The 19642-nt window shown below is 52.8% G+C and carries 11 protein-coding genes; 2 read left to right on the top strand and 9 right to left on the bottom strand.

Annotated elements, in window-relative coordinates; translation table 11 throughout:
• Positions 1-137: 137 nt before the first annotated feature.
• Positions 138-1775 (top strand): hypothetical protein, encoded by a 1638-nt coding sequence (locus SH528x_RS29625; protein ID WP_442507040.1) that lies wholly within the window; start codon positions 138-140, stop codon positions 1773-1775.
• Positions 1776-3116: 1341 nt separating this feature from the next.
• On the opposite strand, the gene SH528x_RS29620 is transcribed toward SH528x_RS29625, so the two are convergent.
• On the bottom strand, positions 3117-3524 hold the full coding sequence (locus SH528x_RS29620; RefSeq protein WP_442507039.1) for an acyl-CoA thioesterase: 408 nt from the start codon (positions 3522-3524) through the stop codon (positions 3117-3119).
• Positions 3525-4868: 1344 nt separating this feature from the next.
• Positions 4869-7358 (bottom strand): polysaccharide biosynthesis tyrosine autokinase, encoded by a 2490-nt coding sequence (locus tag SH528x_RS29615; RefSeq protein WP_442507038.1) that lies wholly within the window; start codon positions 7356-7358, stop codon positions 4869-4871.
• Between the two features lie 1908 nt (positions 7359-9266).
• Between SH528x_RS29615 and SH528x_RS29610 the strand changes: the two genes are divergently transcribed.
• Positions 9267-9893 (top strand): Uma2 family endonuclease, encoded by a 627-nt coding sequence (locus SH528x_RS29610; protein WP_442507037.1) that lies wholly within the window; start codon positions 9267-9269, stop codon positions 9891-9893.
• Between the two features lie 2790 nt (positions 9894-12683).
• On the opposite strand, the gene SH528x_RS29605 is transcribed toward SH528x_RS29610, so the two are convergent.
• The 7 genes from SH528x_RS29605 to SH528x_RS29575 all read right to left on the bottom strand — a co-directional run bounded on the left by SH528x_RS29605 (position 12684) and on the right by SH528x_RS29575 (position 19640).
• Positions 12684-13166, bottom strand: a complete 483-nt coding sequence (locus SH528x_RS29605; RefSeq protein ID WP_442507036.1) for a WbuC family cupin fold metalloprotein — start codon at positions 13164-13166, stop codon at positions 12684-12686.
• Entirely contained in the window at positions 13153-14373 is a 1221-nt protein-coding gene (locus tag SH528x_RS29600; RefSeq protein WP_442507035.1) for a glycosyltransferase family 4 protein, read from the bottom strand. The genes SH528x_RS29605 and SH528x_RS29600 overlap by 14 nt, the downstream gene beginning before the upstream one ends.
• Positions 14374-14392: 19 nt before the next feature.
• Positions 14393-15526, bottom strand: a complete 1134-nt coding sequence (gene wecB, locus SH528x_RS29595; RefSeq protein ID WP_442507034.1) for a non-hydrolyzing UDP-N-acetylglucosamine 2-epimerase — start codon at positions 15524-15526, stop codon at positions 14393-14395.
• Positions 15523-16641, bottom strand: a complete 1119-nt coding sequence (locus SH528x_RS29590) for a polysaccharide biosynthesis C-terminal domain-containing protein (RefSeq protein WP_442507033.1) — start codon at positions 16639-16641, stop codon at positions 15523-15525. Before SH528x_RS29590 ends, wecB begins: the two co-directional genes overlap by 4 nt.
• A gap of 71 nt (positions 16642-16712) precedes the next feature.
• Complete coding sequence (locus SH528x_RS29585; RefSeq protein WP_442507032.1) at positions 16713-17747, bottom strand: polysaccharide biosynthesis protein; 1035 nt, start codon at positions 17745-17747, stop codon at positions 16713-16715.
• The gene (locus SH528x_RS29580; RefSeq protein WP_442507031.1) at positions 17734-18621 is read right to left on the bottom strand and encodes a glycosyltransferase family 2 protein; all 888 of its coding nucleotides are present in this window, start codon (positions 18619-18621) and stop codon (positions 17734-17736) included. The genes SH528x_RS29585 and SH528x_RS29580 overlap by 14 nt, the downstream gene beginning before the upstream one ends.
• 368 nt (positions 18622-18989) lie before the next feature.
• The gene (locus tag SH528x_RS29575; RefSeq protein ID WP_442512203.1) at positions 18990-19640 is read right to left on the bottom strand and encodes an FkbM family methyltransferase; all 651 of its coding nucleotides are present in this window, start codon (positions 19638-19640) and stop codon (positions 18990-18992) included.
• Positions 19641-19642: the final 2 nt, after the last annotated feature.

The following is a 19642-nucleotide window of genomic DNA, read 5'->3' as shown; positions in this document are numbered from 1 at the left end:
AGCACATCATCACCAGCCCTCCCCGGCCGCGACCCGTGTCCGCCCCTCCCGCAAGCGGGAGGGTAAAATCAAATTCTCCCAACTCCCCAACTTTTACGCCTCACCTCAACGCTTCCCTCAAGCCACATTCAGATCGAATGAATCGACTCTACTCATCCTTACTCTCCCTACTCGCTACCGCGGTTGTCGCTTTCACAACTTCACCGACGGTTGCCGTCGCGGCTGGGGGCAAATTGACGATCCGTGTCGACGACGAAACGACGGGCGAGCCCGCCAGTGCACGGCTGGAGATCTTCCGCGGAGACGAAAGCGGCCGGCGGATGTCGATTCGTCGTACCGTTCCTGCCGGGATCGGTGTCGTGATCGATCGCACGCTCGACGTCTCCTTTCCCGATGGTCCCTACACATTCCGGCTGACCCGAGGCCCCGAGTACCGCGTCATTCGCGGAAATTTTGCCCTCGATCCCGAAAGTCTTGATGAGCACGGAGTGCGTCTGCCGCGAATGATCCACATGCTCGATAAAGGCTGGACGAGTGGCGATTGCTGTGTTCTGGCGTCGCCTAACAGTCTACCGCTGCGTATGGCGTCCGAAGATCTGCACGTCGCCGCCGTGCTCGGCCATGAGGATGCGAAACCGATCGCCGGCCGCGATCGCGATGATCCACCCGCCAACGATCCCTCATGGATTCGCGAAGACGCCGTCCACGACCGTGGACTGCTGTTTTATGGATTACCAGAAGAGCCCGGCGAGCCAGTTATGCCCGAAGATGCGACTGGCATGCCCGACGCCAACCTGCCCGTCGTCGCCCGACTGGCGGCGTTTCCAAAAAACAATGCAAACGCGAGTGACATCGAGAACAATGACGCCAAAATCGGGGAGACCCCAGAAGTTCGAGTCGCGATTGAAAACCCGTTTGCCTGGCCGTTACCGGTCTGGTTAGCGAGCCAGCGGGTGGATGGATTTTTCATCTTGGGAGACTGGCTGCGACTGGACCGCAAGATCATCAATCCGGCGGACGGGCGAGAGCCCGACGGACCGCGGACCGAGCATCCGACCGAGCTTGGGCGGTGGGCAGAGCGAATTTACAGCAACCTGCTCGAAGCGGGATTTCGGATTCCACCGCTGGCCGGCAGCGGGTCGGACTCACCAACCACGCCAGTCGGATACAACCGGCTTTACGTCGCCACACCGCTGGAAGCCTACCGCCAATTGGACGCAGGTACCGAGTCAGCGGTGCGAGTGCTTAGTGAAGCCGAGTGGTGGCACCGTGTGTTTTCCGGCAACAGTGTCGCGACCAACGGCCCGATGTTGTTACCGACGCTCAGTGGCCAAATTTCCGGTTTCGTATTCACAGCCAACAGCGGACAGAAACTAACGCTTCAGCCAGAGATTCAATTATCGGTCCGTGATCCCGTCGATTACTTAGAAGTCATTCACAATGGCGAAGTGTTTTACAGTGCCCGCTTGGACGAATTTGCCAAAGCAGGCGGAGTGATCCCAGCGCTGGAAGTCGAAGAGAGCGGTTGGGTGATGATTCGCGTCGTCACGTTGTACGAAGACCATTACCGAGCGGCAATCAGTGCCCCCTGGTACATCGAGTTTGACGGTCAGCCACGAGTGACAACGCGAAGCGTCGAGTTCTTTCGCGATTGGCTTAGCCAATACGAAGCCAGGCTCAAGAAATTACCGGCGAAGGAACTATCGCCGCACATCCCCTACATCCGAGCCGCCCGAGCCTTCTGGACCGCCCGCCAGCAGGCGGCAAAGCCGTGAAGGGGGGAGAGAGGGAGTCGTCAAGACTTTCGTCGCATTGTCGCACGGCTTTCCAAGCCGTTTTGCGTGCGTCACGTTTGTTCGTTGAGGCGAGCTCAATCGCGTTCGATGTTAAGCTCGTTTACTGCAACGCTGCCAGCTTGGAAAGCTGGGCGACAGTGGACTTCACCTCCCCGAAAGCTTTGCTTTGGGTTAGGTCAGAGCGAGCGGTAGCAAGCTCTGGGTGGGGCCTCGCAGTGTTAGAATTAGCCCGTGCAAGCTCTGTATCACCAGCCCCTCCCCGGCTGCTACCGCGTCCGACCCTGCCGCAAGCGGGCGGGTGAATTGCGCCGGTGCCGGACCACCGCTCCGCTGCGTTCCGTCCTCCATTGTCGCACGGCTTTCCAAGCCGTTTTGCGTGCGTCACATTTGTTCGTCGAGGTGAGCGCGACCGCGTTCGATTTTAAGGTCGTGTACTGCGACGCTGCCAGCTTGGAAAGCTGGGCGACAATTGGACTTCACCTCCCTAAAAGCTTCGCTTTAGGGGAGGTCAGAACGAGCGGAGCAAGTTCTGGGTGGGGCCTCGCAGTGTTAGAAATAGCCCGTGCAAGCTCAGTATCACCAGCCCCTCCCCGGCTGCTACCGCGTCCGACCCTGCCGCAAGCGGGCGGGCGAATTCTGCCGGTGTCGGAACACCGCTCCGCTGCGGCCTCCATTGTCGCACGGCTTTCCAAGCCGTTTTGCGTGCGTCACGTTTGTTCGTCGAGGCGAGCGCAACCGCGTTCGACGTTAAGCCCGTTTACAGCGACGCTGCCAGCTTGGAAAGCTGGGCGACATTGGACTTCACCTCCCTGAAAGCTTTGCTTTGGGGGAGGTCAGAACGAGCGGCAGCAAGTTCACCGGTGGGGCCTCGCAGTGTTAGAAATAGACCGTGCAAGCACAGTGTCACCATCCCTGCCCGACCGCTATCGCGGCCGACCCTCCCGCAAGTGGGCGGGTGAATTCTGCCGGTGTCGGAACACCGCTCCGCCGCGGCCTACATTGTCGCACGGCTTTCCAAGCCGTTTTGCATGCGTCACATTTGTTCGTCGAGGTGAGCGCGACCGCGTTCGATTTTAAGCCCGTTTACTGCGGCGCTGCCAGCTTGGAAAGCTGGGCGACAATGGGTTTTACCTCCCTGAAAGCTTTGCTTTGGGGGAGGTCAGAACGAGCGGCGCAAGCTCTGGGTGGGGCCTCGCAGTGTTAGAAATAGCCCGTGCAAGCTCAGTATCACCAGCCCCTCCCCGGCCGCTATCGCGGCCGACCCTCCCGCAAGCGGGCGGGTGATTTCAAAGCCTCCCGGCTCCCAGCTCCTCACTACCTTCACTCCCCGTACTGCTCCAACAACGCCTGTGGTACCCGTTGCAATTTCCCCTCGCGATCGATCACGGCCAGCGTCACGGTAGCATCCACAATCCTCTCTGATTCACCTGCATGATTTTTGCGAGTGATCGCATACTCATGAATGATCTTTGCGGCGGTCACGCGCGCGATCGTGGTATCGACGGTGACAAGATCGTCATATTTTGCTGGCCGCCTATAGCGACAATCGACTCGCACGACGACGACCAATTCTCCCGCCGCTTCCATATCGGCGTAACAACCGCCTGACGCTCTCAGTAATTCGGTGCGCCCGATTTCAAAGTACCGCAAGTAATTCGAGTGATGGACAAACCCCATCGGATCGCACTCGTCATAGCGAACGCGAAGTTCAATCGAGTGGTGATTCATAGTTGTAAATGTGATAAGCGTAAAAGGATCGGCGGGCGACAATAGTCGCCTTTTGCTCCGCAAAAGTAGCGTTTCCGGAGCGTACTTTCGCAGAGCGAAAGGCGACTATCATAAGCTCACGCACACGTAGCGGAAGGTGATATAGGCCAGATCAAGTCGCGGTAGCGACACAGATCTAAAGTGTTGGCCGGCTTACTGGTTCCCAGGCTCCCGACTGCCGTATTTTGGTAGTCGGGAGCCTCGGGTGCATTGCGTTACCAGGCAGAGCCAGAGAACGAGGGGCAGCAGCGAAACGGGCGAAGACTTTCGTCCCCCAGGGCATCCAGAGAAACCGACGATCCGAGTCGTCGGCCTCCATTGTCGCACGGCTTTCCAAGCCGTTTTGCGTGCGTCACGTTTATTCGTCGAGACGAGCGCAACCGCGTTCGATGTTAAGCCCGTTTACTGCGACGCTGCCAGCTTGGAAAGCTAGGCGACATTGGACTTCACCTACCTGAAAGCATTGCTTTGGGGGAGGTCAGAACGAGCGGTAGCAAGCTCACCGGTGGGGCCTCGCAGTGTTAGGAATAGACCGTGCAAGTTCAGTGCAACCAGCCCTCCCCGGCCGCTACCGCGGCCGACCCTCCCGCAAGCGGGCGGGTGAATTCTGCCGGTGCCGGACCACATCTCCGCTGCGGTCCGGCCTCCATTGTCGCACGGCTTTCCAAGCCGTTTTGCGTGCGTCACGTTTGTTCGTCGAGACGAGCGCAACCGCGTTCGATGTTAAGCGCGTTTACTGCGACGCTGCCAGCTTGGAAAGCTGGGCGACAATGGACTTCACCTCCATGAAAGCTTTGCTTTGGGGGAGGTCAGAACGAGCGGTAGCAAGCTCACCGGTGGGGCCTCGCAGTGTTAGGAATAGACCGTGCAAGTTCAGTGCAACCAGCCCTCCCCGGTCGCTACCGCGTCCGACCCTCCCGCAAGCGGGCGGGTGAATTCTGCCGGTGCCGGAACACCGCTGCGGTCCGGCCGACATTGTCGCACGGCTTTCCAAGCCGTTTTGCGTGCGTCACGTTTGTTCGTCGAGGCGAGCGCAACCGCGTTCGATGTTAAGCCCGTTTACTGCGACGCTACCAGCTTGGAAAGCTGGGCGACAATGGACTTCACCTCCCTGAAAGCTTTGCTTTGGGGGAGGTCAGAGTGAGCGGCAGCAAGCTCTGGGTGGGGCCTCATTGTGTTAGACATAGACCTGGCAAGCACATCACCACCAGCCCTCCCCGACCGCTACCGCGTCCGACCCTCCCGCAAGCGGGCGGGTAAATTCCACGCCTCCCAGCTCCTCACGGCGAGCTCCCCAACTTTCTACTACTCCTCACTCACCACTTCCCCCACGCTCACTACCTCTGCCTTCTTCGCCTTTGGCATACCGGCCAGTCCACGGCCTTCAACCGTGACCGGCGAGTTTTGGTCTTTGCTTTTCGCTTCTTTGTCATTGCGTTGATAGTAGCGGTTAGTGAAGCGGCCATAGCGATAGTAACTATAGCCGCGGTATCCATCACTGGCACTCGATTCATCCGAATTGTTAATTACCACGCCAAACACGTTCGCACCCACGCTTCGCAAAATGTTCACCGACTCTTTCGCATTCGGCTTGCTTTTGCGTCGCACTCGCAGTGCCAACACCACGCCATCAGCCAGCCCTGCGGTGATACTCGGATCGGTCACGACCAGTAGCGGTGGCGTATCTAGGATCACATAATCGTATGTCTCACGCAGCAGATCGATTAATTCACCCATATCCGGCAACGTTAATGCTTCGGCAGGGTTGGCCGGGATCGGACCGCTTGGCATCATGTGCAGCGTACTGAGTGGCGTTTGATGGCATGCTTCGCTAGGGTCGCAATCCCCGTTCAAAATGTTGGTCAATCCCAACTTGTCCTGCATCACAAAGTTGTCGGTGATCTGAGGACGACGAAGGTCACAGTCGATAACCAGTACCCGTTTGCCACTCTGTGCGATCGAACAGGCCAGATTTTCCGCCACGGTCGTCTTGCCGTCACCCGGCAGTGGACTGGTTACCTGAATTACTTTGCCTCCCTCGGTTCCCGCAGATTCAAAAAATACTGCGGTACGGAATGAGCGAACAGCCTCCGCCGCGATCGAAGCCGGTTGATGCAGCACCACCATCCCCGGATCCAAATCCTTGAACGGATTGATCTCGCCCTTGCCGGGTCGACGGACACGTCCCTTGAAAAACGGAATATGGGTCAATACCGGCACGCCGAGTAGTCCGGAAATCTCGTCCGGATCGCGGAATGTGTTCGCATTCTTTTCTAGCAGCAATGCCAATCCCGCACCCAATGCGATCCCTAAAAAGGTGCCGATTCCAAGCGTCTTGACGATACTCGGCCCCACGCGTGCGGCACGGGACGGAGCCGTCAGTTCCAGCACCTGCGTGCCACCCTCTTCTTCGGTCAAACTGACGCGAGCCATTTGCTCTTCTAATTGATTCATCAGCTCACGGTTGCGATCCAGTTCACGCAGCATTCCCGCGTTGTCCTGCTCAAATTTGGCGATCGTGATCGAAGCCGCCTTTTCATCAGCGATTTGCTGTTCCACCTCGCTAATTTGATCTTTCAGTAATTGCAGTTCTGCTTCGCCAGCAACCACGACCGTAGAGAGCGCTTCCTTGGCCTGCTCCGCTGGGTTGATCGATTCCACTTCGTTTTCTTTACGAAGTTGCAAAATCCGCTGCGTTTGTTCCAACACAATCCGCCGCAGTTCTCCCTTCATCATGTCTAGCTCGGTATCAAGCTGTTTGACCGTCGGATGGCTCACACCAAATTCGCTGGCCATTTTGTTGCGTTCGATCATCAGCGGAATTAGCTGCTGGTCCAATTCTAATTGTGCGAGTTGTACGTCGCCCTCCTTCATGTTCTGCGATAGCGCAGCGTCACTGGCGGGCAGCACAAATTTGACGTTCAACAATTGACTGATCACGTTCAATGCGATCAGCGGATCCTTGGACTGGTTCGCGATCGCTTTGACCGCGGAAAGTTCCGTTGCCTTTTGCCGCATCTTTTCCACGAGTTCACTGCGTTGCCCCACCAAGAACAATTGACGCTCGCGGTGCGGGTTAATCGCCTCGCCCTCACTGTTCCACGCCAATGGCGCGTCGCGCCGAAAATTGCGATATTGCGTTTCCAGTTCCGTCATCTTCGGATATAACTGATCGATCGCCACCGAGATCAATCGCAGCAATTCTCCCCTCGAACTCTTGTGCTTTTCGTTAAAAAACGATTGCAACGCGCCGCTAAATGCCTTCACACTCGCTTGGCACAGTTCGGGATCGGTGTGCTCAAAACTTAAATCCGCGACCAAAGACTGCGCGGTCCGTAGGTCTGTGAAATCGGACTTAATGGCCAACGACTCGTAAGCGATCCCTAGAAAAACGCGAGAATCATCTTCAAAGCGATCGCGGAACGGGGCCAGTTGCTCGTCATCAAACGCCATTTTCACGACGCGGTCGCTGAATAGTTGCGATTCGAGGATTTCGATACTAGGAACGCCGCCGATCACGTCACCCGTCATCGAATCGAGGATCGCTGGTCGATCCGATTCGACCATCAATCTGGTTGCTGACTTAAATGTCTCGGGCGTCTTTTGGTAAACCAAAAAGCCACAGACTGCCCCGGCGATCGCCGGCAGCAGCACCGCCCAGCGATAACGCCACAGTGCCGCAACGAGGTCCTGCGAATCGCCGCCATGCGTTTGGGGTGCCCCCATCCCGCGATCGCTGCCGGTGATTGGTGGAGCCTTGCTGTACGAAAGTCCGCGGTCAGAAGCTAACTTCATAAGATGTCAAGTCGCGAATAAGAGATTAAAGTCGTTGATCGCTCCCGCGATCAAAACGTTTGCTGTTTTGCCGTACCACCGTAGTGGATCTTGCTAAAGATCCCTGTCTTCCCGGGTGTCGGATCATCGTTGATCGCTCCCGCGATCATAACGTTCCTGCACATCGTCGTTGATCGCTCCGCGATCACAACGTTCCTGCACGCAAAGATCGCAGAGTGATCAGCGACGATACGTCCAAACCTCAGTTTACCGCTGGAGGGGCATTTGGACTAGGAAAAGAGTGAACAGAAAGTCGCTTTGGTCGCAGAAACGACGCAGAATCGTCTTAACCGTTACAAGTTAGACTTTAAGGAGAATCGTTACCCGCCCGTTTGGGAGGATCCGCCGTATTAGAGTACGGGGAGATAGGAGAATGGAGAGACTGTCGCCCAGCTTTCCAAGCTGGCAGCGTCGCCGTAAACGGTAACGCTGTGACGTATTTTTCCGTATAAGGATTTGTGCAATTTTAGCGTAGCGGAAGTCGTCAAGACTTTCGATCCACGGCGAGCTACCCCCGAAACTCTTGACGAGTTCCGCTACGAAATGCTTCACAGCGTCGCCGTAAACGGGCTTAACATCCAACGAGGTTACGCTCGCCTCGACGAACAAACCTGTCACACGCAAAACGGCTTGGAAAGCCATGCGACAATTGCTGGCATGGCGGCTAGAAAAAAGAGAATGGGAGAATGGGAATTTACCCTCCCCTTGGGGAGGGTCGGCCGCAGGAAGCGGCTGGGGAGGGCTGGTGACACTGAACTTGTACTATCCATTTCTTAACACCTCGATGCCCCACCCAGATAAGACTGCCGAATGAGTTAGCCGCTTTAGCGCTAGCCACGGTTCCGTCACCATCCAACCGAGGTCTATCGCCCAAACGGCTAAGATAGGAATGCTGATGCCGTATTGCGTCATCGTCCCACTGGCAGGGGCGACCGCAGTAGAGGGCCGATAGCACCAAGCTTGCATGGTCTATCTTGCTTAGGACGCCAACGGCTTGGAAAGCCGAGCGACAATTGCCGGCATGGCAGCGAAAAGAGAGTGAGGAGCCGAGGGAATGGTAGTCGTAGGCCAGACCGCAAGCGGGTGTGACCTGCTACCCGTCGGTCCATAATTACTGTGTTTCCAGTGTTTGTGCTTGTCACTTCCTCACGAAATGGACGGAAGGAAATCCATTTGGACAGCCGAATGAAGGACAGCCGAATCGTCCCTCTGAATTCATTCGTCTGTCAGAAAAAACTCCCTCACCCCCCAGTTCCTCATCTTCCTACCTCCATTTTCCTACCAAACCTGTAGCGCCGACCTTGGCTTGGCATGGACATCGATTAGCACCATTGAACTGGCACAATTCATCCATAGCACGCCAAGCCCCGCCGGTGAACTTGCTACCGCTCGCTCTGACCTCACCCATAGCAAAGCTTTCAGGGAGGTGAAACCCAAGGTCGCCCGACGACTCCGCTCGTCGGTTTCTCCTATTTGCTCTTGAGGGCCAGTAGTCGTAGGCCCGACCGCAAGCAGGTATGGCCAGCAACCCCATTCAAAAACACAGTGTTCGTGCCAGTCACTTACTGCACGAAATGAAAGGATGCAAAGCGGTTTGGACAGCCGAATGAAGGACAGCCGAATCGTCCCTTTGATTTCATTCGTCTGTAAGTAATTACTCGTCGCTGCCCCACTCCTTACTCCCAGCTCCCAGCCCCTCACTTTCCCGTCTTTTCCCTCAAATTACCCCAGCGGAGACCATTAAAGCCGGGGATCTTTAGCAAGATCCACTACATCAATGATTTACTTCGCGTCCCAAGTGGTCCGGAGTGAGTTCTCTAAGCACGTCTTTGCTGTTTTCTTGGTACAATCATCACGAGGAGAAACTGGATGTCCATTTTGATCAATGACCCAATCGTTGCCAACGAATTGCTGTCCGAGCGACGCGCGAGTGGTTTGGATCGTTATGACGAGGTGTGGGACGGAGTTTACGTGATGTCACCGCTGGCAAACAACGAACACCAGAGCCTAGCCACTGAGATTGCCACCGCCATCACGACTCAGATTGATTGGCGTGGCCTCGGTCGCACGCTGGCCGGTGCCAACGTCAGCGATCGCCGTGAAGGTTGGTTACACAACTATCGTGTTCCCAACGTGCTGGTTTATCTCAACGACACGTCTGCCGAAGACTGCGGAACCCACTGGTGTGGCGGGCCCGACTTCGCCGTTGAAATTGTCAGTCCCAATGATCGCACCCTCGATAAACTTGATTTCTATGCCAAGGTCGGAACTCGAGAGTTGCTGGTCATCGATCGTGATCCATGGCAATTGACGTTGTACCGACTCAGCGGTCAGCGAAGACTCGTGCCTGCCGGCCTGAGCAGCCGCACTCAAATCTCCGTGATCCAATCCGCAGTGTTGCCACTGTGCTTTGCGATCCAAACCACTCCATCGGTTATTTGTTTAACCAATGACCAAGCGATGCCGATCCGCGACATTCCGATTTCGATCCGCTGAGCAACGCAGAAAGTGAGAAGTGAGGGAGTGAGGAGCTGGGAGCCAAAAAGAATTCACCCTCCCCTTGGGGAGGGGCGGCCGCGGTAGCGGCCGGGGAGGGTTGGTGAAACTGAACGTGAGCGGGAGCAAATTGTAGAACATTTGTCCCCAAATGTTCCGCCAACCCGCTGCCCAAGGAAGCGAAACAAACAATTAAAAAATTGTTCTATATTGAATCGCCAAAAGCGAGAAAGCCGAACTTGGAGTTGGTAGGAAAATGGACGTAAGAAGATAAAAGTTTTCTGTAGACCGGTGGAACGCCAGTAATTGTAGGCCAGAGCGCAAGCAGGAGTGACCTGAAACCCATTTGACAACACAGTGCTCCAAGTGTTTGTGTCAGTCATTTGCTGCACAAAACGATTGGATCCAAAGCCATATGGACAGCCGAATCGTCCCTCTGAACTCATTCGCCTGTCCCATTATTCGTCTGTCAGAAAGAATTCCCCCACCCCCCAGTTCCTCATTTTCCTACCTCCATCTTCCTACCAAAATTTCCGCCTGAGGCAGCGACAATGAACTCCCCTCCGTTATCACGGTTCCCTTCTGTAAAACCAGATCCCTAGAAAAGAAATTGAACAGGAGCAAACGGAGGTAACGGAGTAATGCAGAAATCAAGACAATGAATCGAAAACGCTTGGGCAAAAAGATGAGGGACAAAAAAATGAAGGGCGGCATCTCAAATCACGATTCACTCCCAGTGAATCAATGAACCGGTACGATGAATAGACTGAGCCAAAATCGCGACCGTACCGTGTCGACAAAACTCTGAGGATCTTGACCACTCGATCCAATTCATAACCAGCGCCGAACAACGTTTCCTACAGCGAAAGCCGAACTCCGAGTTGGTAGGGAAATGGAGGCAAAAAGATGGGGATTTGCAGTTGGCAGGTGTGATACCAATACAGGTGTGATACCAATAGTCGTAGGCTAGACGACAAGCGGTTGTGACCAGCGACCCGCCGTTCCAAAACACAGCGTTTACATTTATTGTGCCAGTCACTTACTGAACGAGATGAACGGATGGAAAAGGATTTGGACAGCCGAATGAAGGACAGCCGAATAGTCCCTCTGAATTCATTCGTCTGTCCCACATTCGTTTGTTAAAAAAACTCGTCACTGCCTCAGTCCGCTCATACTCGCGTGTACAACAGTTGCATGGTTAAGACGCCAACGGCTTGGAAAGCCGAGTGACAATTGCCGTAGCGAAGCGACGTTCCGGCACGGCACCGAACTTACCCCTCCGTTACCTCCTGTCAAACCAGGTCCCAGGAAAAGAATTTAAACAGGAGCAAACGGAGATAACAGAGACGAAAGTAATAGTCATAGGCCAGACCGCGAGCGGTTTTGACCGACAACCCGCCATTTAAAAAAAAACAGTGTTTCCAGTGTTTGTGTCAGGCACTTTCCTCACGAAATAAACGGATGCAAAGCGATTTGGACAGCCGAATGAAGGACAGCCGAATCGTCCCTTTGATTTCATTCGTCTGTCCCACGTTCGTCTGTCAGAAAAACTCATCGCTGCCTACAACCCGCTCAAACTCGCGTGCTCAACGGTAGGATGCCTGTCACACCCGATCTTAGGCCGGACCGCAGCGGAGCGAAGTTCCGGCATGGCGGCGGCAACGAACTCCACCCTCCGTTCTCTCTGTTACCTCCTGTCAAATCAGGTCCCTGAGAAAGAAATTGAACAGGAGCAAACGGAGATCCATCGTAAATCAATCCATTGACCCGCGTTCTCGTCTTGACGCACTTCGATTGCAGCCAACATCGCGTCATCGTGTTCAAGAGTATTCGTAGGCCGGACCGCAAGCGGGGTGACCGGCGACCCCGTTCAAAAAAACAGTATTTGTGCCAGTCATTTCCTCACGAAATGAACAGATGGAAAACGGCTTGGACAGCCGAATGAAGGACAGCCGAATAATCCCTCTGAATTCATTCATCTGTCCCACGTTCGTCTGTCAGAAAAACTCCTCCCCCAGTTCCTTATTTTCCTACCTCCATCTTCCTACCAAAATTTCCGCCGGAGGCAGCGACAATGAACTTCCCTCTCCGTTCTCTCTGTTACCTCCTGTCAAAACAGGTCCCTGGAAAAGAATTTGAACAGAAGCAAACGGAGATAACTGAGACGAAAGTAAAATCATTCCATTGGCCAGAGCTGTCGTCTTGACGCACTTCAATGGCATCCCCCATCGCGTCTCGCGTTATCATGTTCAAGAGTAGTAGTAGGTCGGACCTCAAGCGGGTGTAGCCGCCGACCCGCTGTTCAAAAACACAGTGCTCCAGTGTTTGTGCCAGTCACTTGCTCACGACATGAACGGACCCAAAGCGGTTTGGACAGCCGAATCGTCCCTCTAAACTCATTCGTCTGTCCTATCATTCGTCTGTCAAAAAAACTCCTCTACTCTTTGCTCCCCATCTTCTTTTCCCTATACGCAGAAAGCCAGCCTGGTTCCCCAGTCTGGCTTTCATGATCGTTTCCAGCAATTCGCTATTCTTTCATTCTTTGCCCGCCCTCAGTGAGAGAGTCAAACCAAAGCTCCGGATAGGGTTGACTGATTCCCTTCTCATCGCTCCCAGCTCCTCACTTTTTCAGTCCTTTCGCCCAAGTTCGCCCGATTCGTGACTTTCATGAGTCTTCACGGTCTGCCCCACCCGCTAATATCCAACATTGCACGTCGACTCAAGACGCGAACTCATCGCTCTTGTCCTTTCCTCGTGCATCGAACAAACAAACTGTCGAGTCATTGCCTTCTAGAGGAAAATGGAAGCAAGGGCGTCTAGGTAGTCTTCAAAGTCTGATTCAGGAGACCACGGGGCAAAGTCATCTGGACCAAAAGGAACATAAGGACCTGACTTGGCCTCTAAAAACACCGAATTTGGTTCGAGGCATACGATCGTGTGCCAAACACCAGCAGCAACATCGCACCCAATCGCGTCCGCTTTCATGCCGCCCAGGCGATGGCTGCCAATGATCTCACCTGTGTGATCGAAACAAATAACCCCGATGCTTCCACTGATCGCAAAGATCGTTTCGGCTTTTGGATCAAGCAAGTGCCGGTGAGGTCGCACATAGGAACCGTTTTGGATCGCGACTAGCATCCGTTGGCAAGGTTCATCAAGCGATGAATGAATATTGTGGTGGGCTCGTAATCTTGGGCTTTCGGTCGCTTGTTCACAAAGTTCCGCAAGCAATGCTTTGTCAAAGATTGATACCGCACCGTCATTTTCGTTCATCGACAACCTCGTTCAAAATGCCTTCGAGCTTTGCAAACAGTTGCTCGCGATTAAAATTCAATGCCGCAAAGTCGTGTCCGTTTCTACCTAATCGTTCTCGATCTTGTTCGCTCATCCGGTACAAGTCAAGAACCGCCGATAGCAGTCGCTCCGGAGACTCGGCACCGCACGCGATTCCAGCGTTTGCTTGCTGAACGAGGTTAGCGCCTTCTCCATTAAGCGCTGCGATGATCGGACGACCAGAAGCCATGTAGTTTTGTAGTTTGCCAGGTGCGGTTAACGCAAAAATTGGATCGTTACGAAGCGGTAGTAACAATGCCGATGCTTCGTTCAGGAAGTAGGGCATTGATTCGACGGGATGCCTCCCCAAAAGATGAAAGTTGTCTGTCAACTTGCGACTTTCTACTTCCCGGCGAACCCATTCCAACTGGCGTCCATCTCCAACCACAATCCAGTGAATGTCATGATGAGCCCGCGCCATCTCGGCAGCCGACAAGATTGTCTCGAAATCCTGAGCGACACCGACGTTACCTGTGAATACGATTCGGAACCCTTCAGGTAAGTCCGGCAAAGGCGTGTCGATATTCTCGTTGGGTTCAACTACTTCAACCCAATTTGGAAAATACTCTATCGGACCATCAAATTCCCCGGTCTTCCGAATACTCTCCTCGAACCCCATTGATGAAATCAGTATGCGACTGCAATTTCGATAGATGAACCTGACCACTCGTCTGACCCATGAGAGTGCTACGTGATTGTCGACCGCTCCGGTGGCAGAAAGGCTCTCGGGCCACAGATCAAGCACCCAAAAAACAATCGGAATGCGATGCAGTTTTTTTAAGATGACAGCCGGCAAACCAATCGTAGCAGGCGACGTCTCGAAAACAAAAATCACATCGTATCTTTCCCGGCAATAAAAAGGAGCCAACACGCAGAATGCGATTCCGGATGAAAGGTAATTTAGAACCAGATTAAACGATCTGCCTTGCCCACGAGGGATCAGAGGAATACGTTTGATCTTGACGCCATCGACCGTTTCGAAGCGTCGACTAAAGTAGCCATATCCAGGAAAGATCTTGCCTTCGGGATAATTCGGCAAGCCGGTCAATACTGAAACTTGATGACCCTTTTTCGCCATGGCAAAGGCTAACGCATTAACGCGAAAATTCTCTGGAGAAAAATGATTGGTGATAACAAGGATGTTCATCAAGCATGCCGTCGCGGAATCAATTGTATTTTTTCCAGACCACGCGGTTAATGTAGTCCGTGTAGCTCAGCAGGATTCGAACAACCTTATCGGAAACGTTTGGCATTGAGTAATCGGAAACGTTTCGCAGTAACCGCGCATCTCCCCGCGGTTGACCAGCAACCAACTTCAATGTTTGGAATACCCGTTCTGGATTTAGACCGGTCATCACCACGGATGCTTCCTCCATCGCTTCGGGGCGTTCGTGTGCCTCTCGGATATTCAGTGCCGGAAAATTGAGAATGGATGATTCTTCGCTGATCGTTCCACTGTCTGAAAGGACAGCCAGAGCATCTTTTTGAAGGCTGATGAAATCCGTAAATCCGAGCGGCTTCATCAAGTTCACGAGCGGATCAAATTCCACTTCCTTGCTTTCGATCTTCTTCTGTGTTCTGGGATGAGCCGAGAATACAATGGGCTTGCCATACTGGTCGGCAACTTGGTTGAGAATTCGGACGAGATTTCCGAAGTTTCGTTCCGAGTCAATGTTCTCTTCACGATGAGCGCTGACTACGAAATATTCGCCGCGATCCAACCCCAAACGCGCAAGTACATCGCTGCTTTGAATCTTATCGCGATAGTGATTCAGCACCTCAAACATTGGGCTGCCAGTTTTTATCACGCGGTCTGGAGGAATTCCCTCTCGCAACAAATACTCACGCGCGATGTCGCTATAAGTCATGTTGATATCGCTGATGTGATCAACGATTTTGCGATTGATCTCTTCTGGCACACGTTGATCAAAACACCGATTCCCGGCTTCCATATGAAAGACCGGGATTTTGCGTCGCTTGGCAGAAATAGCGGCGAGGCAACTATTGGTGTCTCCCAGCACAAGCACCGCGTCGGCTGGGCACTTGGCCAGTACCTCGTCGAACTTTGCGATGGTATTGCCGATCGTCGTGGCTGCGTTTGCTCCCGCTGCATCCAGGAAGTGGTCCGGCTTGGGGATTCCTAGGTCCTGAAAGAATATTTCGTTCAATTCAAAGTCGTAGTTTTGCCCGGTGTGAACCAGCGTCAAATGCAAATCTCGCTGCACAGCGTTAATGACTCTCGATAACCGTATGATCTCCGGTCGAGTGCCCACAACAATCATTACTTTCAGCTTGCTCATGGCTTGATGACTTCTTCCCAGTAGGTGTCGGGGGCGTTCGGATCAAATATCTCGTTCGCCCAAAAGAGCACGATCATCGAATCGGACCCGGTATTCTCAATTGAATGGGTGAACCCAGGCGGAATATCGACCACCTGAATCGTTTGGTCGCTGACGGGATACTCGATAATCTCATCCTGATTTAATTGACGAAAACGGATGACGCCTTCACCTTTGATCAGACAGAACTTTTCAATTTTCGTGTTGTGGTAGTGATTGCCGCGAGTGATTCCAGGCTTTGTTTCCGAAACAAAAATCTGGCCGAATTGCTTTGACTTGATCAACTCGAAAAGCCAACCACGGTCGTCCGTTCTTAACAAAACTTCGCCCGCGAACTTGTCTTCCGGGAGAAACGACAAGTAAGTCGAATAGAGGTATTTAGTCAGCCGATCCGACAAATCAGGCACCTGCAGAGAACCGCGAATGCCATGGATCGTCTGCAATTTGTCGGCAAGATCCCCCAGCGTTATTTTGAACGTTTCGTCAACGGAGGCAACCGACGAGGATTCAAAAGCCGAGTCGAGATGCCTCATGAAGCATCGAACGACTTCGTCGATGTAAACCAAATGCAACTCATGCGATCGATCCGAAAGGGTGATCGGTAGCTCGCGGGCAATGTTGTGACAGAAGGTCGCTACTACTGTGTTGTGGTTGGGACGCGACCACTTTCCGAAGACATTTGGCAAACGATAGATACTGACAGCGCGACCGGTTTGTTGCTGGTAATTTAGCAGGTGAGTTTCCGCGTCCAGCTTGCTGCGCCCGTACAGATTGTCTCGCTCCGCTTGAATCGACGACGAGAAGACAATAGGAGTCTCGTGCTTCAACTTGCTCAGTTGCTCGACGATCCTACCCGTAAGATCGGCGTTGACACGTTTGAAATCGTCATCGTCGTTAGGGCGGTTTGCACCCGCGAGATGGAAAATCAAATCCGCCTCACCGATTCGATCATTGAGCAAGTCTTGCGAGTCGTTCGATGTAAAAGTCGTGAATTTCCAGTCGTCACGACGCTGGATTGCGGCGATCAGATTTCGAGCGATGAAGCCATTTGCCCCGGTAATGAGAACTGTTTTCATACTTAGGTCTTAATTCAGGATGCGAAGGGCAGAAGGAATTGCAGCGAGAAATAAAGAGAGGGACAGCGAATTCAGGCATCAGCGCGTCTCTTCCTCCACGCTTCCAATTCACTTTGCACAAGTTCCAGACTGAGCAACTTGTCCCTGATGCCGTCGACATCGAGGCGGGTTGTATTGTGGGAGTGGTAGTCCACGGCTTCGGAAAGCTCCGTTTCCCCTTCCACAAAATACTTGTTGTAGTTTAAGTCGCGATGATCGGTAGGAATCCGATAGTACTCTCCCAAGTCTTCAGCGCGAGACATTTCCTCTCGTGTTAACAACGCTTCGTACTGTTTTTCACCGTGCCGTGTCCCGATCACCTTGATTTCGTTGTCAGCTTCAAACAGCTTTTTGATCGTGAGCGCTAGGTCGCCAATCGTGCTGGCAGGCGCCTTCTGAACGAAAGTGTCACCCTGGTTCCCGTGACTAAATGCGTAAAGCACCAGGTCAACCGCATCATCCAACGACATCAGGAAACGCGTCATACTCGGATCAGTGATTGTCAGAGGTTGGCCATTCTTGATTTGCTCAATGAAAAGCGGGATGACTGATCCACGAGACGCCATCACGTTGCCATAACGAGTGCAACAGAGGGTTGTACGCTCGGAATCTGTAAGTCTCGCTTTAGCAGTGACGATTTTTTCCATCATTGCCTTGCTGATTCCCATCGCATTGATGGGATAGACAGCCTTGTCCGTACTTAAAGCGATGAACTTCCTTACACCGGATACAATCGCGGCGTTCGAGACATTTTCAGTCCCAATCGCATTAGTCTTGAGCGCTTCGTATGGATAAAACTCGCACGAGGGAACCTGCTTCAACGCCGCTGCCTGAAATACATAGTCCACACCCGTCATCGCAGGGACGATACTGTCATAGTCGCGAACATCGCCAATATAGAATTTAACCTTGTCGTTTTTTAGGCGAATTCTCATGTCCTCCTGCTTCTTCTCGTCGCGGCTGAAAACCCGAATCTCACGAATATTAGTATCCAGAAACCGACTCAGTACTGCGTTACCGAAGGAACCAGTCCCGCCGGTGATCAAGAGAGTTTTACCGCTGAACATATTCAATTACTTTTGGCGTAGGTGACAAATTACTTTTCAAGCTGTGTTCGTAAATTTTGGCATTGATCTGCAAATAATAAGCCATCCTCATCTGCGCGTAGATCAAGCCCGCTCTACCATCGAGAATGCCCAGTTTGAAGATGAAGCAATAGATGAATACCGCAACCGAAAAACCTGGCATCAGCAACAATTTTCGTTTCAGCCATCGTCTTCGCTGTGCCTGGTTTCCAAACAACCGAGGCTCCAACTCTCCGGTGACACCCTCATTCCAAGCACTGACCTCCCAGGTGGAATAGTTATTGTGCTTGGCAATGTAATCATGCAGCGACTTCATGTTTTCGTGCCGGATCGGAGTGCTCAACCTATCCACCGTCCCATCGACAACGACATGCTCATGAACCTCCATGTCGCACATGCTTTCATCCTGGCTTTCCGTTCTTAGCTCGTAGCGGCCCTTGCCGACTCTGAACAAAGGCAACTTCCAAAGCGACGAATCGCCTCGCTTGAGCATTCTGCCCAGAAATACCACGTCATATCGTATCCAGAACCCGTCTATGTCAGGGCGGGAAATTTGTTTGGCAATTTCGCCAGCCACAGCAGGCGTGATAATTTCATCGGCGTCCAGTAATAGTATCCATTCCGAATTCCACCTATGCGAATCAATTGCCCAATTTCGTTTTTTGGGCCAACCACCCTTGTAATCAAATTGTAGTATTGTCGCGCCATAACGTTCCGCTATTTCCAAAGTGCGATCGGTACTTTGTGAATCAACAATAACGATTTCGGCGGCCCAGCTTGAAATGGCAGCAAGGCATTTTTCAAGGTTTGCCTCCTCGTTAGCTGTGGGAATTAGAACCGATATTGGTAACTTCATAATTGATTGAACCGCGACTTGCTGGAAGCTATTGAGAACAACTGGATTTGTTCAAAAACAAAATCTGGTTTGCTTGCCTGACCATGCATCCATCGAAACACCCGCTCCGCCTTTGTGGCGATCCATCCCTTGAAAAGTTTTAATTCATGCACCCCTGGATAAACCCGAGATGAAAAAACGGAGGCCGCGTTGGAAACATTTGATAATTCGCCTAACGCGTTTTGTTTTCTTCGAAATCATGGTCTCCTAAGATGATTCTTAATGATTTCTCGTGAGTCCACCAGTCTTAGACTATCGCAAACAACAGATGCTAGAAAGTTTCATCGATCAGGATCGATCGAAGGTGTCCTTGACGTGATATAGAAAACTCAAGCTCGCTCCGCAGGAATCGCAAGCGTATTAAACGCACATTTTTCAATTCTAATATCGTCCACTGCGTCACCATCACGAAGGACATAGTTTGCGCGGCGAAAAATATCAGCGATAGCAACGCTCTGCTCTTTTCCAACTTCAATATAGAAAACTGGTCTAGAATTGGCCAAAATCACTTTCGCGCCCTTCAATACGAATTCCTCTGCTCCCTCAACATCAACTTTGATGAAGTCGGGGGCGCCGAAAACGTCGAGCAGCTGATCAAGCGTGACAGTGGGAACATACTGCACATGTCGTGTGCCACCTGCCTGGCTTCGATGTCCGGATTTCTCTAGGGAGCTTGACGCTCTTCCGCGTTCTGCGATAAGAAATCGAGCAATACTGAAGCCATCCGAAGCCGCTGCACAGAGAGTCGAGACGTTCAGATCTTTGTTCGCTGGAATCTGAATTGACCGCTGCACAAGTGACGCAAGAAACGGGTCCGCCTCGACAGCCAACACTCTGCCTGTCGGGCCAACGGTGTGGGCTGCCGCGATCGAAAAAAGGCCGACGTTTGCACCAATATCCCAAACGTTGTTCCCAGCAGATACGTGTTCGCAAGCGGCACGAAGGAGCTTTAGGCTTGACTCACTAAACTTCGGCCTCAAAT

Origin of the sequence: Novipirellula methanifontis (assembly GCF_052161655.1) — a bacterium.
In the GTDB taxonomy this organism is placed as follows: domain Bacteria; phylum Planctomycetota; class Planctomycetia; order Pirellulales; family Pirellulaceae; genus Novipirellula.
The sequence above is the reverse complement of the archived record's forward strand: the minus strand, read 5'-3'. Positions and strand labels throughout refer to the sequence as shown.

Coding starts and splice junctions, on each gene's coding strand:
- SH528x_RS29580 (WP_442507031.1), bottom strand. CDS start 18,621: ATGAAGTTACCAATATCGGTTCTAATTCCCACAGCTAACGAGGAGGCA.
- SH528x_RS29610 (WP_442507037.1), top strand. CDS start 9,267: ATGTCCATTTTGATCAATGACCCAATCGTTGCCAACGAATTGCTGTCC.
- SH528x_RS29590 (WP_442507033.1), bottom strand. CDS start 16,641: ATGAAAACAGTTCTCATTACCGGGGCAAATGGCTTCATCGCTCGAAAT.
- wecB (WP_442507034.1), bottom strand. CDS start 15,526: ATGAGCAAGCTGAAAGTAATGATTGTTGTGGGCACTCGACCGGAGATC.
- SH528x_RS29600 (WP_442507035.1), bottom strand. CDS start 14,373: ATGAACATCCTTGTTATCACCAATCATTTTTCTCCAGAGAATTTTCGC.
- SH528x_RS29615 (WP_442507038.1), bottom strand. CDS start 7,358: ATGAAGTTAGCTTCTGACCGCGGACTTTCGTACAGCAAGGCTCCACCA.
- SH528x_RS29605 (WP_442507036.1), bottom strand. CDS start 13,166: ATGAACGAAAATGACGGTGCGGTATCAATCTTTGACAAAGCATTGCTT.
- SH528x_RS29625 (WP_442507040.1), top strand. CDS start 138: ATGAATCGACTCTACTCATCCTTACTCTCCCTACTCGCTACCGCGGTT.
- SH528x_RS29585 (WP_442507032.1), bottom strand. CDS start 17,747: ATGTTCAGCGGTAAAACTCTCTTGATCACCGGCGGGACTGGTTCCTTC.
- SH528x_RS29620 (WP_442507039.1), bottom strand. CDS start 3,524: ATGAATCACCACTCGATTGAACTTCGCGTTCGCTATGACGAGTGCGAT.